We start from the raw sequence: 18,309 nt of genomic DNA, 5'->3' as shown, positions 1-18,309 counted from the left end.
AAATTAAATGTCTGAAAATAAAATTTTACTAATATTAGGAAATCAACTGTTTCCTATTGAACACATTAAAAAAACTAAAGTAAAATCAATTTTCATGGCAGAAGATTTTGGCTTAACAACTAAACATAAACATCATAAATTAAAAATATTAATGTTTCTTTGGTCAATGCGTCAATATAGAGACAATTTAATTAAAAATGGATTTAACGTATATTATCATTCTATTGAAGATGATGATTTTAAAGACGATTTTGAAAAAAAATTCCTTAAAGTTGTAAAAAAAGAAAGCATTAATATTGTTAAATGTTTCGAAGTTGAAGACCATTTTTTTGAGACACAATTAAATGATTTCATAAATAAAAATAATTTAAGTTTTGAAATTATTCAAAGCCCAATGTTTATCACATCAAGATTGGAATTTGAAAACTTCGCTTTAAGTCAAAAAAAAACTATAAGAATGGCTAGTTTTTATCAAAAAATTAGACAAAAACTCTGCATTCTTACTGATGAAAATAATAAACCTATAGGAGGGAAATGGTCTTTTGATGAAGAAAATAGAAAAAAAATACCTAAAAACATTGAAATTCCATCTTTTCCAATTATTCAAAAAGACAATAAATTTAAATCATTAAAATCAAAAATAAACTCTACATTTCATGGACACCCAGGCTCTTTAGACTATTTATGGATGCCAACAAATAGAAAAGATTCTTTGGAATGGTTAGATCTTTTCCTAGAGAATAAATTTTCAAAATTTGGTGATTATGAAGATGCAATAAGATTTGAAAATAATTTTTTATTTCATAGTGCTTTAAGCCCAGTTCTTAATATGGGCTTATTAACTCCAGATGAAGTTGTCAATAAAGCTTTAGAGTTCTCCAAAACACATTCTATACCAATAAATTCTCTAGAAGGTTTCATTCGTCAAATTATAGGTTGGAGAGAGTTCATAAGAGGTGTCTATCATTATAAAGGGAATGAAGAAATTAAATCAAATTATTGGAAACATGATAGAAAGCTCACTAATCATTGGTATGAAGGGAAAACTGGTATAACTCCACTTGATGATGCTATAAAAGATTGTATAAAATTTGGATACACTCACCATATACCAAGACTTATGATAATTTGTAATATTATGAACTTATCAAAAATCCATCCTAATGAAATTTATAAATGGTTTATGGAAATGTTTGTAGATTCTTCAGATTGGGTCATGGTACCAAATGTCTATGGAATGGGAACATTTGCTGATGGAGGAATATTTGCAACTAAACCATACTCATGTGGTTCTAACTATATATTAAAGATGAGCAATTATAAAAAAGACAGTTGGTGTGATATAGTTGACGGTTTATATTGGAAATTTATGAGTGATAATATCTCTCATTTTAAAAGTAATCCTCGACTTTCAATTCTAGTAGGTTCTTTAGAAAGAATGAATATTGATCGAAAAAGATTGATTTTTGACAAAGCCTCTAATTTTATAACTAATATGACAAAAAAATAAAACTTCACAAAAATAATTTAATTCTTAAAGTATTTATATAATATATTTATGGGATTAATTATGTTAAATCAAATTCCTAAGATAGACTTTAATTCATTGTCTAATGAAAGCCATAATGACTATCAAATTGAACAGAAGAAATTAAAAAAAGCTGTTACAGATTACGGTTTCTTAATAATAAAAAATTATCCTATAAACTTTCAAAATATTAATAATGTTTTTGCTTTATACAGAGATTTTTTTAAGCAAGATTTAGATGAAAAAGACAAAGTAAACATGTCCAAAACATCATCAAATAGAGGTTGGGGTGGAATAAAAGCAGAACAAGTTAATGCAGATTTTAATCCAGATAATAAGGAGATATTTGACTGTGGACCGAATATTAAAGTCAACCATCAATTCCAAGATTTACCCTATTATTCAAAAAACATTTGGCCAGATGGGATCCCTTCGTTTGAAAACAAAATTATGGAATTTTATAAATCATGCAGTGAAATTTCAATATCAATATTAAAACAAATTGAGATTTCATTAAATTATTCAAGTAACTTTTTTGCAAATAAATTCGAATTACCAATGGCGTTGTTAAGATGTAATTACTATCCAAAGAGATCACAAAAGATGTCAAAAAAAGATTACGGTATAGCACCTCATACAGATTATGGATGTTTAACACTTTTGTTTACTGACGGAACACCTGGCTTAGAAGTGGAATTACCTAACAAAAAATGGACAAAGGTTTTCGCCGACAAAAAGGAAATAATAGTAAATTTTGGAGATATGCTTGAAATATGGTCAAAAAAACAAATTAAAGCTACTCCTCATAGAGTTATAGGAGGCAATAAAGAAAGATTTTCAATCCCTTTTTTCTTTAACCCTCAATATGATACAGTCATTTCAGAAAATAAAAATATATTAGCCGGTGAGTATTTATCACAAAGGTATAATTCAACATATATTCATAAAATTATTAAGTAATTTTTTATCTCAAACCGTCTTTTCCAACAACTTCATCAGCCTCTAAACCACCCATTCTACTGTTTATCCTAGGTCCCTTAGTCATTGCTAAGCAAAACATAATTTCGTTTGCCCTTGGAGCATCTGTTACATTTACCTCATATGCATCAAAATGACTTCTAACGTATGCCGCATTTGTATGACCTAAAGGTATATCAATTGATGATCCCATTCCTGCTACTTTCATTGCTGAAGGAACTATCGCTTTAGAATTTTTAAGCCTTTGACGCATTGCATAACCACCTGGCACATGCCAAAGTGCTGTGTGCTCTAATTCTCCATTTTCTCCTGCAATAGCCGCTTTACCGTACCCATCAATGCCATTAATACCACCCAAAGTATCTATTAGACGGTCAGTTAACATTAAGCCAAGATCTTTAAGATGCTCCATCCCTGATTGCAGATCTTCATAATAACTTCCCGCATAAGGGTTAGAAACAATACCCAAAGCCGCTGCTCTTATTCTTGGAATAGACTGAAGTGGACCATTTTCATGAAAAATTTCTTCTTTTAATAAAATTATTTTTCTTAATTTAAAATTCATTTAAAGACCCTATTTCTAAATTTTAATAATTTATTTATTACCTCTCACGGGATATTGTTTTTCTTCAGCGAAAATTAATTTTGCAGGCAGAGAACTTACATCAGGCCTTGCAAAAGGCATATTACTGATATTTACGAGATATAATGAACCGTCTTCTTTAATAATAAATAAACCTGGTTCACAAAAAACTTCTGCCTCTACTTCTTTAATAGATCTAGAAATATATAAATTCCATTCCCTAGCTTTTTCTTCTGTCAAACCATAGGCAATATTCAAATTTTTAATATTCCAGTCATTTTTAGCCTGTAACGCTCTTTCTTTGCTATCCATAGAAACGGCAATTACCTCAGTATTGGATTTTTTATAATCACTTAGTTGATTATCTATTGTTTTAAGAAAATCCGAACATATAGGGCAATGCAACCCTCTGTAAAAAACTATCATAGTCTTAGTCTTGTTTAAGTTGCCTTCTAAAGCCCATTGGTTATCCATAATAGTATTCAGTGAAAGCGGTGGTGTCATTTGACCAGGAACAATTTTATTTGTCATTTTAAACCCTTAAAATAATATGAAACAATTAGAATTTATATTTAAAATTTTTACAAAAACAAATCATATTTTGTAATATAAGCTATAATTTTTTTATTGAAAATTCTTTTTAAAGTTTCCAATAAACATATGATATATTAAGAAAGCTTCTGTAATATTTTTAATCCAATCAAGAGGATATAAAATTCCATAATTAATATTATCCCCACCTAAAACAATGATTAAAAAATTTAAAATCATATAAATTAGAAAAAAAAACCTTCCAATTGATATAAAAAAATAGATTAAAATAAAACTTGTTAAAGAAAAAAAAGACATAAATAAAGTTAAAAAAAACTCTAATTTATTATTTAGAAATACTCCAATATAACCTTGATCAATAAAACGGCTTAGGCCATAGTATTTTTCAAAATTAAAAATATTCGGAATTAAAACAGTTAAGATTGATGTAGATACCATAAGCAGAATTAACCGTCTAAAGAGTAATTTATCAAAATTCTTAAATTCGCTTATCATTTTAAGTGCCTTATTTATTAAGTAATTATTTTAAACCAAGTTATAGAAAAATATAATTAATTTTTAATTAATTTAAAAACTCGAGGTAGATAAAAAGTTAAAAAGACACCTCTTAAAATTAAAAATAAAAGAAAACAAGAATATAAATTTTTTAGGTTTAAAGTATCTTGAATTATAAATTCTATGATTAAATAAAAAATGAGGGATGATAATATCATGCTATTTCTCATTTCCTTTGCTAATGTTGCGCCAATAAAAATACCATCTAATTGAAAAGCCAACATTGAAATAAAGGGAGTTATAATTACTAATGTCCAAAGATCAATTGTTAAATTTTGTAAAATAGGAATATTTGTAAACAAATTAATGATGTAATAATCAGTTATATACAAAACTATACCAATTAATACGGAGAAAGACAAAGCAAACTCAGTTGTATTTTTTATCGATTTATAAATATTTTTTTTATTTTTTGATCCAATAGATACTCCAACAGTCGATTCTGCAGCATGAGCAAAAGCATCAAGGGTATAAGATGAAAGTCCAAAAATAACAATTAAGATTTCCATTGTTGCTAATTGATCAACCCCTATCAAGCCTGATTTTTTAATTAGATAAGCCTGCACCGACACTAATAGCATAGTTCTCACAAATAAGTTTTTACTTATTGAAAACAAGTTAAGGAAACCATTTAAATTAATTATTTTCTTTAAGTCGAATGAACTAAAATTTAATGTTTTAAAATGATTTAAAAAAATAATAATTGATAAAAGCAAACCTGAAATTTGAGCTAATACACTACCTAAAGCAACTCCAAAAATACCATATTCAAGATAAACGGCTAAATATAATGAAGCAATAACATTCATAAGGTTAATAATAACCAACTGTAACATAACTGATTTAGTTTTTTGCATACCAAAAAACCAACCTAAAAACACTATATTCAATAAACCTGCTGGTAACCCTATCATTCTGATGAAGAGATATTCTTTATAAAGTGTGACTAATTGTTGATCAGGAGTTAAAAAATAAACTGATAGATCATATATATATTTTCTATTTAAATAGAGTATAAAACCAACTGAAACGGCTATTAATGTAGGTCTTAATAAACTAAAAAAAACTTCTTCAAAATTATTCTCTCCAAATTTTTGAGCTACGATACCTGTCGTTCCCATTCTCAAGAAATTCAATCCGGCATACATAAAGTTGAAAACAATGCCACCTATAGCGATTGCTGCTAAATACAAACTATCTGGCATATGACCCATTATAATAGTATCAGTCAGTCCTACTAAAGGTATTGTAAAATTTGCTATTATGAGAGGCCATGATAATGACCACACTTTTTTACGATTTATTAACATTGCATTTTAAGCATATATAATAATAATAACCATTTGGTAAATTTAAAATTTTCTAAATTTTAAATAAGCTTGTTCAGGGTCCATTCCATTTAATATTGCTTGTCGCATTTCGCTTTCAGTACCCATCACCTCCTCAGTTTTACTAATTACCTCTTCAACAATTTTATTAGGTATAATGACAGCTCCATCCATATCAGCAATTATATAGTCTCCAGAATGGATTGTTACAGTTCCTATAGTAATTGGATGACCTAGAGAATCGTATTTCCAACGTTCAACAATATCAGCCGCAGTTGAAAGCCTACAAAAAACAGGGAATTTGGCATATAAGATTTCTTCTACATCTCTACAATGACCATCCATTAAATAACCCCTAGTACCTTTAACCATTAAGGCTCTAGCAGACAATTCCCCCATCAAAGCAATTGAATGTGTGTTAGGTTGACATATTATCACTTTTTCAGAAGGAACTTTGGATAAAACTTGAGACCAAAGCAAAAGAGATTCATGACGTGATAGACTATAATCAATATGACCAGAAATTGTATAAATCTCTCCAAACAATTTTTGACCTTTTTCTAGGGCTTGAATTTCTGGAGGAAGAACACAATTACCGTAACCTTTTTCTCTTAAGACATCGTGAATAGCACTTGCATAGCATTTAGACAGACGATCAATTAGATTATTCATTTGAAATTCCTATACTATGTTTTTTACAAAAATAAATTATTGGCATTATAAATATTTTTATAGTCTATGAGTGTTTTTATGAAACATTAAAACACAGATACAACTTCATTAAATGGTTTTTTTACAGTAGACGCTAAAGGAATTTTAGCATCTTTAGCAGAATGTCCTACCGCAAGAATTAAAGAGGCTTTGTCTGAAGGCGGTCTATTACATATTTTACTTAAAAAGCCCATTGGATTAGGAGTATGCGTTAAACATGATAATCCAGACAAGTGTAATGCTGAAATAAGAAATCCTGTTGCTATACCAACACTTTCTGGCACATAATAATTTTTTCTTTTTGTTCCATCAGCTAATTGTCCATATCTTTCAGAAAATATTACAATCAGCCAAGGAGCTACTTCTAAATGTGGTTTATCTGAATGTGTTCCAAAGGGCTCAAGCGCTTTTAACCATTCATCTTTTTTAATATCATTATAAAACTTCTGTTCTTCAATTTCAGCTGCTTTTCTTATTTGAGATTTAATACTAGGATTTGATATTGCTACAAAATGCCATGGCTGCAGATTTGCTCCACTTGGAGCAGAACATGCGACTTTTATACAATTTTTTATAACAGAATAAGAAACATTTTTATCAGAGAAATCTCTAATTGTGTGTCTTGATTGCATTTTTAATAAATGCTTATTCGAGATGGATTCCATATCAGAATTTGAGACTGCTTTTTGTTCTATAGGTGAAATAGGCTGATAAAGTTTATTATTTATATCCATAACGAAGAAACTCTATAAATTTGATAAAAAATGCTTTGGTATGGACAAATCGGCGTAAGGGAGTGCTACAAAAAATACAACTATAAATATAAGAAAGTATTTAAAGTAATCTTTTCTAAACCTTAAATTATTTTTTCCAAATTTAAACGAAATAAACTTAATTTGATTATTGTTCTTCACAAGCACCTCAGAATTCTTAATTTAAAAACATATATTATTAAATACAGACTCATCTTAACAATCAAGTAATTTAAATAACAAATAATTTACTATTTTTATGATTTGAATTTAACAAAAAATCATGTTTAAAATAAGATATGAGAATATTATTCAGTGTCGTTTTTTTAATATTTTTTTATTATATAAAACCCTCGCTTGCGACTGAAAGCAATGCTAACATTATTTGTAGCAACGACAGCAAATCTAATTTATTAGAATTTTCATTTAAAAATAATAATAATCATTTTTATGATTATGCATTCAAAAAAATTAAAAATAAATTTATAGAGATTGGAAGCATAGTTGGACAAAAATCAAACTCATTTATTTTATTTGAAGATAAGTATGCTTTTCTGGGTGTTGATTTTGCTTGGCATTTAGATAAAAGTACTATGAGGCTAAAACCGGTTTTATTGAGCGAAGGTACAATAGAGTTAAAAAAATTACCCGAAGAGTTATCTTGTATTAATAAAAAATAATTTTCTTTTAATTTAACGTTAATAATGAAATAACATAAGTCTTATTTATAAGAATGCATTTCATCTCACTTTCATCATAATCAATATTTTTTTAAAGGTCACATAATGTCAAAAGAAGTTAAACTCCATTATTTTTTAGGTCGTGGCAGAGCAGAAACTACAAGATGGATGTTGGCAATTAATCAAATTAGTTTTAATAATATTCCTATTACCACGCCTGAGAACCTTATTGAACTCAGAGGCTCTGGTAAACTTCCATTTGACCAAATGCCTCTTTTAGAAATTAATGGAATGAACTTAAGTCAATCAAGTGGAATGATTAGATACCTTGCCAGAATTGGAGGATATTATGGAGAGAATGATAAAGAAGCTCTTTATTGTGATATGTTTGCTGGTGCAATAACTGACTTTGCTGAAGCAGCTATGCAGGCTGCATTTCAACCTTCTAAAGAAATAGCTATTAAAATGTTACAAGAACGTTTTAATAAATTTTCTCCGAAATTTGAGTTGCGAATAAAAGAAAACGGAAATAATTTTTGTGTTGGTAACAAAATTTCATTTGCAGATATTATTTTGACAGAAGCCTTGAGTTCTTATGTAGAATGGATACCTGATCTTTTAAAAAATACCCCTCTTCTATTATCCATATATGAAAAAGTCATTAATCAAACTGGTATTAAGTTATACTTAAGTTCTGAGCTAAGATATCCTAAACCTGCTGAAAAATATGTAATTGACGTTGCGCGTGTTCTTCAAAGAGCTTTGCCAGCACATATGTCGGACATAAATCGATTTGTAAATTAAAACAATGATATTTAAAGATTTAAATTTTGTTAATGGAAAATGTCAATTAGACTATAATTATTATGTTCTTAGTTTTTCTCAGATTGAAAATGAAAAAACATATGAATGTGCAGTGTTCAATAGAGCAAAATTACCTGTGGATTTACCAAGTGTAAAAACAGAAAAAATTAAAAATAACAAATGGATCAAGATACATTTTACAAAATCAGATGTTGAAGATATGTTAAATAAGTTTTGGGCTATTACTGGGATAAAAAACCCAAAACAGCTTGATGAAAGTGAATTTTACAAAGATATTTTTTAGATAGCTTAGTGTTTCTGCCTTTTATTAAACACTCTATAGATAATATCCAATCAAAAATCCTATTATCATCCCTTCTATAAAGCTTAGCCAAATAATTTGATAATTTGATAAACCAGTAATTTTTTGTACTTTAGTAATTAAATTTATGTGCCAATTTAATAATTTATTTTTCATTTTAAAACCCCAAGAAAAAATTTAATAGACTCAAAATACATAAATTTATGCTAATGATTAAATTTACTTAATTATTATCAACAATAAACATATATTTATAAGGAAATTGTGATGAATAACATTCCACTTACGTCTCTTTTTGCATCATTATTTACTATTTTTTATTTATTTTTATCTGTTCGCATAGGTTACCTGAGAGGAAGTCCTGTTATGAAATTAATATTTAAAATGGATAAAAAAGTGCCAGCTATTAAATTAGATAGAAATGTTAGAGCTCATGGTAACTTCTCAGAATATGTTCCTCTTTTTTTAATACTTTTATATATTTCTGAAAGTGTTGAACTAGTATCTTTTAACTACTTACTAATAATTTGTTTAGTTTTTTCTTATGGTAGAATTGCACACGCAATTTGTTTTGCTTTTTACGATTATAATCCTTTTCTCAGAATTTCTGGAATGGTAAGTACCTATTTAGGTTTAGCTTTATTATCTATTCTACTATTATTATCTATAATCTAAATAAATGAATTTATAATATGAAATTTGGTAAAAATTTAATATTTCCAAATTTTTATTACCTCATTAATTTTTAAAAATTTACTATTTTCATATTGATGAAAAATTATTTCAATAGCTTTTTCTTTGTTTTCAGCTTCTACAATTAATGATTTATTTATAAATTCTTTTTTACCGTCATCGTGGATAAATTCTAAACAAAACTTTACTTCAAAGTCTGTTTTCCAATTTGTCATAAATTAACCTATGGGTATTTATATTAAATTAAATTGATTTAAAATTTAAATATTTTAAATATTGTCTATGAAATAGTTATATACACAATTGTTATTTATTAAATAAAAAGTATAAGCAATGAACTTTAAATATAATAAAAAGAATGCAAAATGCATGTGGTGCAAGAGAACTGAAAATCCTCATCCAGATTTTTTACATGAAACTATCCCAACAAAAATCTTTGTTTCAATGTTAGGACGTGAAATAGAACTTTGTTTTAACTGTTATGAAGAAGAAAAGAAAAAATCTAATTCAAATGATATTAATTTTAAAAAAAACTTAGATTTGAGATTTGAAGCTATGAAAATATTAAAATTCTAATTTAAAATAAATTTATTTTATGTCATTAATCATACTAGTAATTATTTGGATAAATATTTATGAAAATAATAGAATTTAAATTATCTAATACTTTAGCAATCTTCTATCTATTCTTATCCCTATTGTTCTCTAACATGGCTATAAGTTTAGAAAAAAATACTAATTATATTGATGAATTAAATACTATAGAATCTTATTATTGGATTGCACTAGAAGAAAATGGTAACCACAAGCTTTTTTCAAAAGCTTTGAACAAGCTTCATGCTTTAGAAAGTAAAATCAAACAAACCACACCTACAAGTAATATTCTTCTTAAAATTAGAGGTTTAAAGGAAGATATTAGACAACAGTTAGATATGTCTTCTGATACTTTTTTTGGTATTTTTCCCCTATCTAGATTTTTTAATAATAACTTTCTTACAAATTCTGTTGCTTTTGGTACATACGAGTTATTTGACGATTATAATGTTATGTCATCTAATCAAGGTGTCGAAAATTTATTAAAAACCTTGAAAGAAAAAGAAAGAAAACAATTAGACGTTATATTCATATCCAATCCTCTTGATTACGCATTAGAAAATGAGGCTTTATATCTATTTAATCAGAGCCCTCAATTTTTTGTCCATAACCAAAAAGAAGTAAACGATGCCTTTGTTAAAAATAATTTAAATGAAAATGATATTTCTGACTTTAAATCAGGAAATTTAAATGAAAAGCATTTACAATCATTTTTTAAATCATTTGATACAAATGATCTACTTTTAGTTAATATTGAAAAAAACTCTTCTTTCTCAAAAGATGCTTTTTATGTAATCAAAGGGTCATATTTTAAGCCTGATCAATTAAACCCCATTAAAATTTATAGAAATATGGGGTTTTCCAGAGATAGGACTAACTTATTAAATCCTATAATATCGATAAATTTTTCATTCTTAATTATTGCTATCATTCTCGGTTTCATACTATATCGGAAAAAAACAAATTATAACCCAGAAAAAAACTTACAATTTCTATCTATTTTATCATTAAGTTTCATCATATCTAGATTATCTCCATATATTATTATACCTGGTTTAAATTCTATTATTTCAATGCCTCCACCAGAAACCTTAGCAATTTTAAGCTTTTGGTATGTAATAATAATATCAATAATTTTTTTATTCTTACCATTTATTTTTATACATGGACTAAAATTAAAATTTAAAAAATCTAACTATTTTCAATTGATTTTTAGTAACTCGGGAATAATTGGTATTGTTTTTTCTTTTGGTATAATTTCTTGGTTTATCACTTCGTTTGTCATTTACGAAGGCAGTTTTCAAAATGCTACTCAGTTTATAATTCCAATTATTATTTTTTCACTAAACTTCTATGAATTTGGAAAAAATATAGATAAATCAGAAATCAAACTTTCAACTTATCTTATTGTGTTATTAAGCATTTTATTTTTTATGAGTCTTGTTTCATTAAATTATACATACATTTACATCACATCTTTTTTATTACTAGTTAATTATGTCCTATCAAAGTTAATGTTTAATAAAAACCAAAGTTCATCTCCACCAAACAAAACAAATAATAAATTAATTAAATGGATACACCCTCATTTAAAGAAAGATAACTTATTAGAAATTAAAAAAACTACTGGAATAAAATTTACTTTTTTAAAAACTATAGATGAAACAAGTGGAAGATTATTAATTAAACAATCTTTAAAAGACAATTTCTTATTTGTAGAGATTGAATGCCACAATGAAAATTCATCTTTTGATTTAATCAATCAACTACTTGAAAAAAAAATTGATGGTAAAACTAATCAGTCTATAGAAGATACAATAGATAGCATTACTAATTTTATACCATTTAGTAGTTTATTAAACATGGCAACAAACCAATCAAATCAAGAAACCTCGTTGGATCATATACTTGAGGCGGCTAGTTTAGAATTTTTTGATAAATTTAATAATCAAAAGAATGTTTGTATATTAATATCTGGTTTGAATTATTTAGATAAAGAGAGTTTCAAGTGGTTATGCCAAATTAAGAATTATAACACTAAACTAAACATTAATTTTATTTTTATAGGAACTAAATTATTACCAAACTTAAATTTTAACAATACTTTTACACTTGAATATTTGATGCCTGAAGATTTATTAAATTACTTAAAACAAGAACTTAATTCTGACGTTATCCTTGCCGAAAAAATAATAGAGTATTTAAATGAAACAGACGATCAAACCACTTTAAACGATATAGAGCTTATTTTTCAAAACTTACAAAGAAGTAATTCAATTTATTTAGATACTCAGTGGCATCTAGATATACATAAAAAAATTGAAGATAATATTTTAAAAGATGAAATGATTTCATTAGAGAATACTATAACTGAGAGTTTACAAAACTTTCCTGAATACAAAACTTTTCTTATAATATCAGCATGTTTAGGTTATCAATTTAATTTAAAAGTTCTGTCAGATGCTACTGGTTTAAGCTTAATTGAAACAGCTAAAACTATTGAGGATATAAGTATAAAAACTGGAATAATAGAAAACACACCTAACGCAAATAATAAAATTAAATTTAGAAATAGATCTACCTTAGTGACCTTGAATAGTGTTTTTTCTTTAAATGAGACATTAGATAATATTCCTTTAATTCAAAGAACATGTTGTTTTAACGCTGCCATGGCTATTAAAAATTATCACAAAGAATATTCTAACGAAAGTGAACGAATTTTTAATTTATTTGAAAAAAGTGGAACTAATAATTTAAAGTATACTCTTAATGCTGGTTTAAACTTTAGTTCATATTTATGTGTTTTAAACCAATTTGAAAAAGCTAAAGTAATTATTGAAAAATGTTTAAATTATTTAAAACATTATAATTCAGTAAATAAAAATGATCTTTTTAATCAATTGTTAATTGAGAAACATTTTATCGAATTAGAAAAATCGTTTTACAACGGCACAATTGTTGAAAAAGAATATCTATCCAATATTGCCGAAAAATGGCTTGAATATAGTAATTATAAAAATAAATTAATTTATCCTATTATGCGAACACTTTATAACCTAAGAGATTATAAAGGTCTTAAAAGTTTTATTGAAATTGTAAAAAAAGACCCTGAATTAGATAAGTGGTTAGTGTGTGACATAGAACATTATGCTGCGCTCATTGAAATTCAATTTCATAAAAAATTAGATAAAGGTAAATTGTTATTATCAAAATGTATAAAGAGTTTATTAAATGAAAATGACAATCAATTTTTATCCGTAAAATCTAGAGTATTTACTACATTCGCTAATCATTTTTCTAGTGATAAAAAATCAAAAGATTATATTAATGAATCAATTGAAATCAAAAAACAATTAAGTGATAAACCAGGACTAGCAAGATCTTATGGATCCTTATCAAGATTATTATTTACTGAAAACCCCATATCTAACGAAACTTTAGAAGCTACTAAACAATGGTTTATAATTAATGAAGAAAACAAAGATATTTTTGGTATAATTTTTTCTAGGAATATTTTAGGTCAAATATATTTTAATATTCATAAAACCAATCAATCTAAAGATGATAACTTAAAAAATAGCAAGCAACAATATAATGAAAATATCAGACTACTTAACAATAAAATTGATCTGGGAAGTAAAAAACAAATCTTTACGTCATTTGCAGATTTGATGGAAATAGCTAAATTTGAAAAAGATGAAAATACGTTTTTAGACTTATCAAGTAAGTTATATAATCTACTTAATGATTTTGAAAAAATAGAAGATAAATTTTTTATAGATATTTTTAAAAATGCTTTTAGTTCAAAGTTTAAAAATGCGGTTTACTCAAAACAAAATATTAAAGAAATTTTTAATTGAATATTTTTATTATGAACAAAACAAATGAAATTATTCTTTATGCATTCAGAGGACTTCCAGGATCTGGTAAAACTTCTTTTGCAAAATCACTTAATTTAAAATTCTTTGAAGCAGATCAATATTTTGAAAAATTTAATAATAATAAATATGATTTTAAATTATTGAAAAAAGCACATCAATATTGTTATCAATCTGTAAAAGAAGAGTTAGAAAATGGAAAATCAGTTATAGTTAGCAATACAATGACATCTCAAAAAGAAGTTAAAGAATATCAAGATTTAGCTAAAAAATTAAATGTAAAGTTTGTATCTGTAATTTTAGAAAACAGACACAAAGGTAAGTCAATTCATGACGTACCTATTTCTTCTATTCAACGTATGAAAGAGAGGTTTGATATAAAACTTAATTAGGTATTTTTAATTAATTTATTATGATTTTTTATTATCAAGTATAATTTTCTTAATTTCAGATTCAATTTCTAAAAGCTTCTCTTCTTTCCCACTTAATTTGTATATTTCTTTAATTCTATCAAGAACCATTATTAATTGTTTATATGGTATTCTATTATCCGCTAATAATTTACGCCTAATCTCAATGCTTTCCTGAAGATAAGTAATACCTTCTTCATAACAATTATCTTGTCCGCATACTTTTCCTAATGCTGATAAAGTTGATGACAAAAAAGGAACGCTTAAATCATCTGGATCATCGTTTGGGTTACCATTAACTTTTTCACGTCTGATTAAAAGAACCTCTTTAAGTAACTGAATGGCTTTTCTGTATTCATTATTACTTCCCAATATTACTGCAAGGTTTTGCTTGGAGTTCAATGTTTTTAAGTGTGTTAAACCTAAAGAATTTTCTTTTATTTTTATAATTTTTTCATGAAATGGTATAGATTTATTTACTTGTCCTGTTTGATCATAAAGCTCTATGAGATTTTGAAAAAAAACTTCTGTATTGGGATGATTTAATCCCAAAATACTTTCTTGTAACTTTGTCACATCTATAAATACAGCTTCAGCATCCTCATATTTTTTTACATCTAAATATAAGCAACCTAGATTGTTCATTGCTAATATAGTGTCTGGATGACTTTCGCCACGTATACGTTTAGAAACATTAAAGTTGCGTTTTAGCAACGTCTCTGCCTCACTGAAATGTTCAATATTACTTAATAATACCGATAAATTATTTATAGACGAAAGAGTGTTTGGATGTTCAAAACCCAATAAATTTTCGTTAAGCTCTAAAACTTCTCTTAATAAAGGTTCGGCTTTTTTATAATCTTCCATTGCTAAATAATTCATAGCTAAATTATTCATCGAAGTTATAGTATCTGTATTTTCTAAACCCAACATTTTTTTTCTTACTTCTAATATTTTTGAATTAATTATCTCTGCTTTTTCAGGTTTATCTAAATTGTCAAATGCCACCGCTAAATTATGCATAGCCATCAATGTGTAATTATGATTTTCACCTAAATTTTTTTTACATATTTCAGATGTTGATTTAAGTAAACTTTCAGCCTGAATATAATCACCTGTATTATTATACAATTCTCCTAAATTTATGGTGGTTCCTAACGTATCTATATGGTCTACACCAAGTAAATCTTTTTGTGATATTAATACTTCGTTAAGTAATTTTTCTGATTTATTATATAGACCATTATTTTTATATAGCTCAGCTAAAATCCCTAAACAGTTTAGAATTTTTTTATAATCTGCACCTAACAAAGTTCTACTTACTTCTGTTATTAATTCTCCGGTTTCCACTCCCACTGCAGACCAACCGGAATCTAAACATAATTGTAAAAACTTCTTGAGCACATCAAGATCATCTTCTTTAAGGTCTCTTTCCAAGTACTTATTTACAGACTCTATGTAGCCTTGACCCTGATCATCATCTCCTATTTTAAGCCAGTATTGCAGTATATCTAGATTTTGTTTTCCAAGATTAAACATCTTACCTAAGTAATCTATATCAAGCAGCTTTGCTCGTGCATCATCAACTTGATCATTGCTCAATAGATGATCTATACCGGTACGGTATAGATAATTCGATATAGTCTCTTCATCATCAGGGCTCATAGCCGCTTTCGCAAACGCCTTCCTAGACTTTTCAACATGGTGGCTCATTGTATCTGTCGTTAAAATATGTTCTCGAAGTGATAAATGGTGTAACATAAAACCATCTTCTCCTTCAGGATCAGGCGCACGTCTTAACATACTGGCTATAGCCGCTAGTCCTTTTGCAACTAGTTTGTCTCCAGCCTCTCCGTCTGGTATTTCTTCTCTTAATCTTAAAAAGGCAATTATTTCTTGTTCAGCCAAGGGCTCATTTGCCATTGCTAGTGTGGCCACAAGAGGGGTTAGCAGTGCTTGTAACGCACCAACACCTAATCCTGCGATTAGTTTTTCATGGTAAGCTGTAAGTCCTTTTGGAAGATTGGCTGTCCCGTCTAGTGGATAATTACCCTGTTGTACGTCTTGGGTCACATAATTAACAAAGAGTGGTAATCCTTCAGCTCTTTTCGCAACAAGATCAATAAATGGATTAACTACCTCATCTCCTTTTTCTTTATCTCCAGCAAGAAGCTTATTCCTAAACAAGCCAATACGTTCCAATAACATACTTCTTATGTCTTGCGTTTGCATGGCGGGAAGACCATCAGGATAAGGGTTAATAACTCGAGAGTTACTAAACGCTTTTTTAAGTTCTGGTTCAGGACGACCTGAGCAAACCCACGTAATACGCATTGAGTCTAAGCCTAAAGGTATCTCTTCAGCAAAGGTAGCGTCTCTCGAAAGTAGCTCATCTAATCCATCTAAAACAAAGATTACTTTCTTATCTTTATTTAGATAATCCAGGCAGGATTTGAGGCGGTCTTCGGCTTTCCCTTTTTCGTCTACCTTAACATTGTCAATCAATGCACCCATTGCCACTAGTCTTTCAATGGCAAAGCTAGCAAAGGCATCTCTATTACAACGTGCGTCATCTCCAGATTTAAATCTATAAGGAAGGATAATCTTATTATCATCTGTATTATTATCAATAAGATCTTGAGCTAGTCGTGCTACTAAAAATGACTTACCTATTCCTGCAGGGCCTGTAATCCATACTATCCCCTGCTCTATATCTTTAAAGCTATTTTCTATATGCTCTTGTTCTTCTAAGCGCCCTACCATTTGATTGGCATCTTTTTGGACCTCTCGTCCAAAGTCCTGTATCTTAAAGGCCTTTTCTGATGCTTTTTGATTAGCACGTTTTAAACTAAATAAAGACTGGAAGGCTTCTACAGCAGATACACCTGCTTCGGAGTGGCTAAAGCCTTCTGCGCCTAGAGGCGTAAATTGAAGTTGAACGACGTCTTTGCGAACATATATTTGAGTTGAGTTTACATCTCCTGTATCAACGTTTCCTTTTGCATTTGATACTGAAGGATAGCCAAACAATGCCATAGGCCAGAGAGATAAAGTGTTTTTATCTCTTACAAGCCACACTCCGTCACTATCACCTTCAAACCGTGACACATCTAAAGTAGGTGCCGCCGTTAGATTGTGTGATGTTCCTTTAAGTTCCATAGGAACATTATCATCAAGGCCAACGATATTAATATCTGACAACCAACTTAAAGCCTCAATCGTCTTTTCAAAAGGTTCCTGCCAAATTCCAATTAAACGCTCAGCTTCTTTTCTAGTTAAGCCTCCTCCATGTGCAAGACGGTTACGAAGCTTGAGGAATGAGGTGTCGGCTGTGCCCGGATTATCTGGTCCATAGAGTAATGTTTTTAGGGTTTCATTTACATACTTATCTATCTCAGGAAGCATAAGTGTCTGTTTACTTTTGGTTTGCGCAAGAGATATCGCCATAGATAGCCACGCACCAAGCGTAGGCATCTCAATCTTACCCCAGAGATCTTTTAATAATTTATCATCTAGTTCGCCATGTTGCCTTCGATCAGCCGCACCTATAATAACCAAGAACTTCAGTAAGAGTTCAATAGCATCACAGGCTGCCCAAAGTTTCATACCTGGATGATCTTCTTCAGCGTATTCGTGAAGCGGTATAGCTATAACTTGAGGAAGATCTTTAATAAAATTAGAAAAAGAACTAGATGATGTGTTGGTGTCAGAAGTTGTTGATACATCATTTGATGAAGCATCATTATTAAGAGTTGCTATGGCTGCAAGAAGTTTTTTGCGGTGAGGAGTAAGAACTCCTAATTCCTTAAAATCATCGTCGGTAAATTCAGTTAAGTCTTCTAAAGGAAATTCAGAAAGCGTTTCAGTATAACGCGATAATCCTATTTCTTCTAACCAGTTTGATATTTCCATAATATTAATAGTTTATTTCTTTTTTAATC

Annotated in this window: 18 protein-coding genes; 9 read left to right on the top strand and 9 right to left on the bottom strand. The window is 28.3% G+C overall.

Features of this window, described 5'->3' with window-relative positions:
* The first annotated feature begins 7 nt into the window (after positions 1-7).
* Together ABXT66_RS04740 and ABXT66_RS04735 are read left to right on the top strand one after the other, a co-directional pair.
* Complete coding sequence (locus tag ABXT66_RS04740) at positions 8-1,510, top strand: cryptochrome/photolyase family protein (RefSeq protein WP_443644511.1); 1,503 nt, start codon at positions 8-10, stop codon at positions 1,508-1,510.
* Positions 1,511-1,570: 60 nt separating this feature from the next.
* Entirely contained in the window at positions 1,571-2,488 is a 918-nt protein-coding gene (locus ABXT66_RS04735) for an isopenicillin N synthase family dioxygenase (protein ID WP_443644510.1), read from the top strand.
* Positions 2,489-2,492: 4 nt separating this feature from the next.
* Here the strand turns inward: ABXT66_RS04735 and ABXT66_RS04730 are convergent, their stop codons facing one another.
* From ABXT66_RS04730 to ABXT66_RS04705, 6 genes are all read right to left on the bottom strand, one after another.
* Positions 2,493-3,071 (bottom strand): amino acid synthesis family protein, encoded by a 579-nt coding sequence (locus tag ABXT66_RS04730; RefSeq protein ID WP_443644509.1) that lies wholly within the window; start codon positions 3,069-3,071, stop codon positions 2,493-2,495.
* A gap of 30 nt (positions 3,072-3,101) precedes the next feature.
* Positions 3,102-3,620: a redoxin domain-containing protein gene (locus tag ABXT66_RS04725; RefSeq protein ID WP_443644508.1), complete on the bottom strand. Its 519-nt coding sequence runs from the start codon at positions 3,618-3,620 to the stop codon at positions 3,102-3,104.
* A gap of 93 nt (positions 3,621-3,713) precedes the next feature.
* On the bottom strand, positions 3,714-4,136 hold the full coding sequence (locus ABXT66_RS04720) for a hypothetical protein (RefSeq protein ID WP_443644507.1): 423 nt from the start codon (positions 4,134-4,136) through the stop codon (positions 3,714-3,716).
* Between the two features lie 56 nt (positions 4,137-4,192).
* A complete protein-coding gene (locus ABXT66_RS04715) occupies positions 4,193-5,506 on the bottom strand; it encodes an MATE family efflux transporter (RefSeq protein ID WP_443644506.1) in 1,314 nt (437 codons plus the stop codon).
* Positions 5,507-5,548: 42 nt separating this feature from the next.
* Complete coding sequence (locus ABXT66_RS04710) at positions 5,549-6,196, bottom strand: RraA family protein (RefSeq protein ID WP_443644505.1); 648 nt, start codon at positions 6,194-6,196, stop codon at positions 5,549-5,551.
* An 86-nt stretch (positions 6,197-6,282) separates the two neighbouring features.
* The gene (locus ABXT66_RS04705; RefSeq protein WP_443644504.1) at positions 6,283-6,969 is read right to left on the bottom strand and encodes a nitroreductase family protein; all 687 of its coding nucleotides are present in this window, start codon (positions 6,967-6,969) and stop codon (positions 6,283-6,285) included.
* 317 nt (positions 6,970-7,286) lie between these two features.
* Here ABXT66_RS04705 and ABXT66_RS04700 point away from each other — a divergent pair, with 317 nt between their 5' ends.
* The 3 genes from ABXT66_RS04700 to ABXT66_RS04690 all read left to right on the top strand — a co-directional run bounded on the left by ABXT66_RS04700 (position 7,287) and on the right by ABXT66_RS04690 (position 8,775).
* Positions 7,287-7,667 (top strand): hypothetical protein, encoded by a 381-nt coding sequence (locus ABXT66_RS04700; protein WP_443644503.1) that lies wholly within the window; start codon positions 7,287-7,289, stop codon positions 7,665-7,667.
* 105 nt (positions 7,668-7,772) lie between these two features.
* On the top strand, positions 7,773-8,471 hold the full coding sequence (locus ABXT66_RS04695; RefSeq protein WP_443644502.1) for a glutathione S-transferase family protein: 699 nt from the start codon (positions 7,773-7,775) through the stop codon (positions 8,469-8,471).
* Positions 8,472-8,475: 4 nt separating this feature from the next.
* Positions 8,476-8,775: a hypothetical protein gene (locus tag ABXT66_RS04690; protein ID WP_443644501.1), complete on the top strand. Its 300-nt coding sequence runs from the start codon at positions 8,476-8,478 to the stop codon at positions 8,773-8,775.
* 33 nt (positions 8,776-8,808) lie between these two features.
* Here the strand turns inward: ABXT66_RS04690 and ABXT66_RS04685 are convergent, their stop codons facing one another.
* Positions 8,809-8,949, bottom strand: coding sequence for a hypothetical protein (locus ABXT66_RS04685; protein ID WP_443644500.1), 141 nt, complete (start codon positions 8,947-8,949; stop codon positions 8,809-8,811).
* A 111-nt stretch (positions 8,950-9,060) separates the two neighbouring features.
* Here ABXT66_RS04685 and ABXT66_RS04680 point away from each other — a divergent pair, with 111 nt between their 5' ends.
* The gene (locus ABXT66_RS04680) at positions 9,061-9,468 is read left to right on the top strand and encodes an MAPEG family protein (protein ID WP_443644499.1); all 408 of its coding nucleotides are present in this window, start codon (positions 9,061-9,063) and stop codon (positions 9,466-9,468) included.
* Positions 9,469-9,503: 35 nt separating this feature from the next.
* Here ABXT66_RS04680 and ABXT66_RS04675 read toward each other — a convergent pair whose 3' ends face one another.
* Positions 9,504-9,701, bottom strand: coding sequence for a hypothetical protein (locus tag ABXT66_RS04675; protein ID WP_443644498.1), 198 nt, complete (start codon positions 9,699-9,701; stop codon positions 9,504-9,506).
* A gap of 118 nt (positions 9,702-9,819) precedes the next feature.
* Between ABXT66_RS04675 and ABXT66_RS04670 the strand changes: the two genes are divergently transcribed.
* Genes ABXT66_RS04670 through ABXT66_RS04660 form a run of 3 tightly spaced genes read left to right on the top strand, consistent with a single transcriptional unit; the run spans position 9,820 to position 14,350 of the window.
* On the top strand, positions 9,820-10,062 hold the full coding sequence (locus ABXT66_RS04670) for a hypothetical protein (RefSeq protein WP_443644497.1): 243 nt from the start codon (positions 9,820-9,822) through the stop codon (positions 10,060-10,062).
* 59 nt (positions 10,063-10,121) lie between these two features.
* Positions 10,122-13,940, top strand: a complete 3,819-nt coding sequence (locus ABXT66_RS04665) for a hypothetical protein (RefSeq protein ID WP_443644496.1) — start codon at positions 10,122-10,124, stop codon at positions 13,938-13,940.
* Positions 13,941-13,951: 11 nt separating this feature from the next.
* Positions 13,952-14,350 (top strand): AAA family ATPase, encoded by a 399-nt coding sequence (locus ABXT66_RS04660; protein WP_443644495.1) that lies wholly within the window; start codon positions 13,952-13,954, stop codon positions 14,348-14,350.
* Between the two features lie 18 nt (positions 14,351-14,368).
* Here the strand turns inward: ABXT66_RS04660 and ABXT66_RS04655 are convergent, their stop codons facing one another.
* Entirely contained in the window at positions 14,369-18,280 is a 3,912-nt protein-coding gene (locus ABXT66_RS04655; protein ID WP_443644494.1) for a tetratricopeptide repeat protein, read from the bottom strand.
* Positions 18,281-18,309 lie beyond the last annotated feature (29 nt).

Origin of the sequence: Candidatus Levibacter sp. Uisw_134_01 (assembly GCF_047717795.1) — a bacterium.
Lineage (GTDB): Bacteria > Pseudomonadota > Alphaproteobacteria > Puniceispirillales > Marisalimonadaceae > Marisalimonas.
This window is presented reverse-complemented; position numbering and strand designations above follow the sequence as displayed.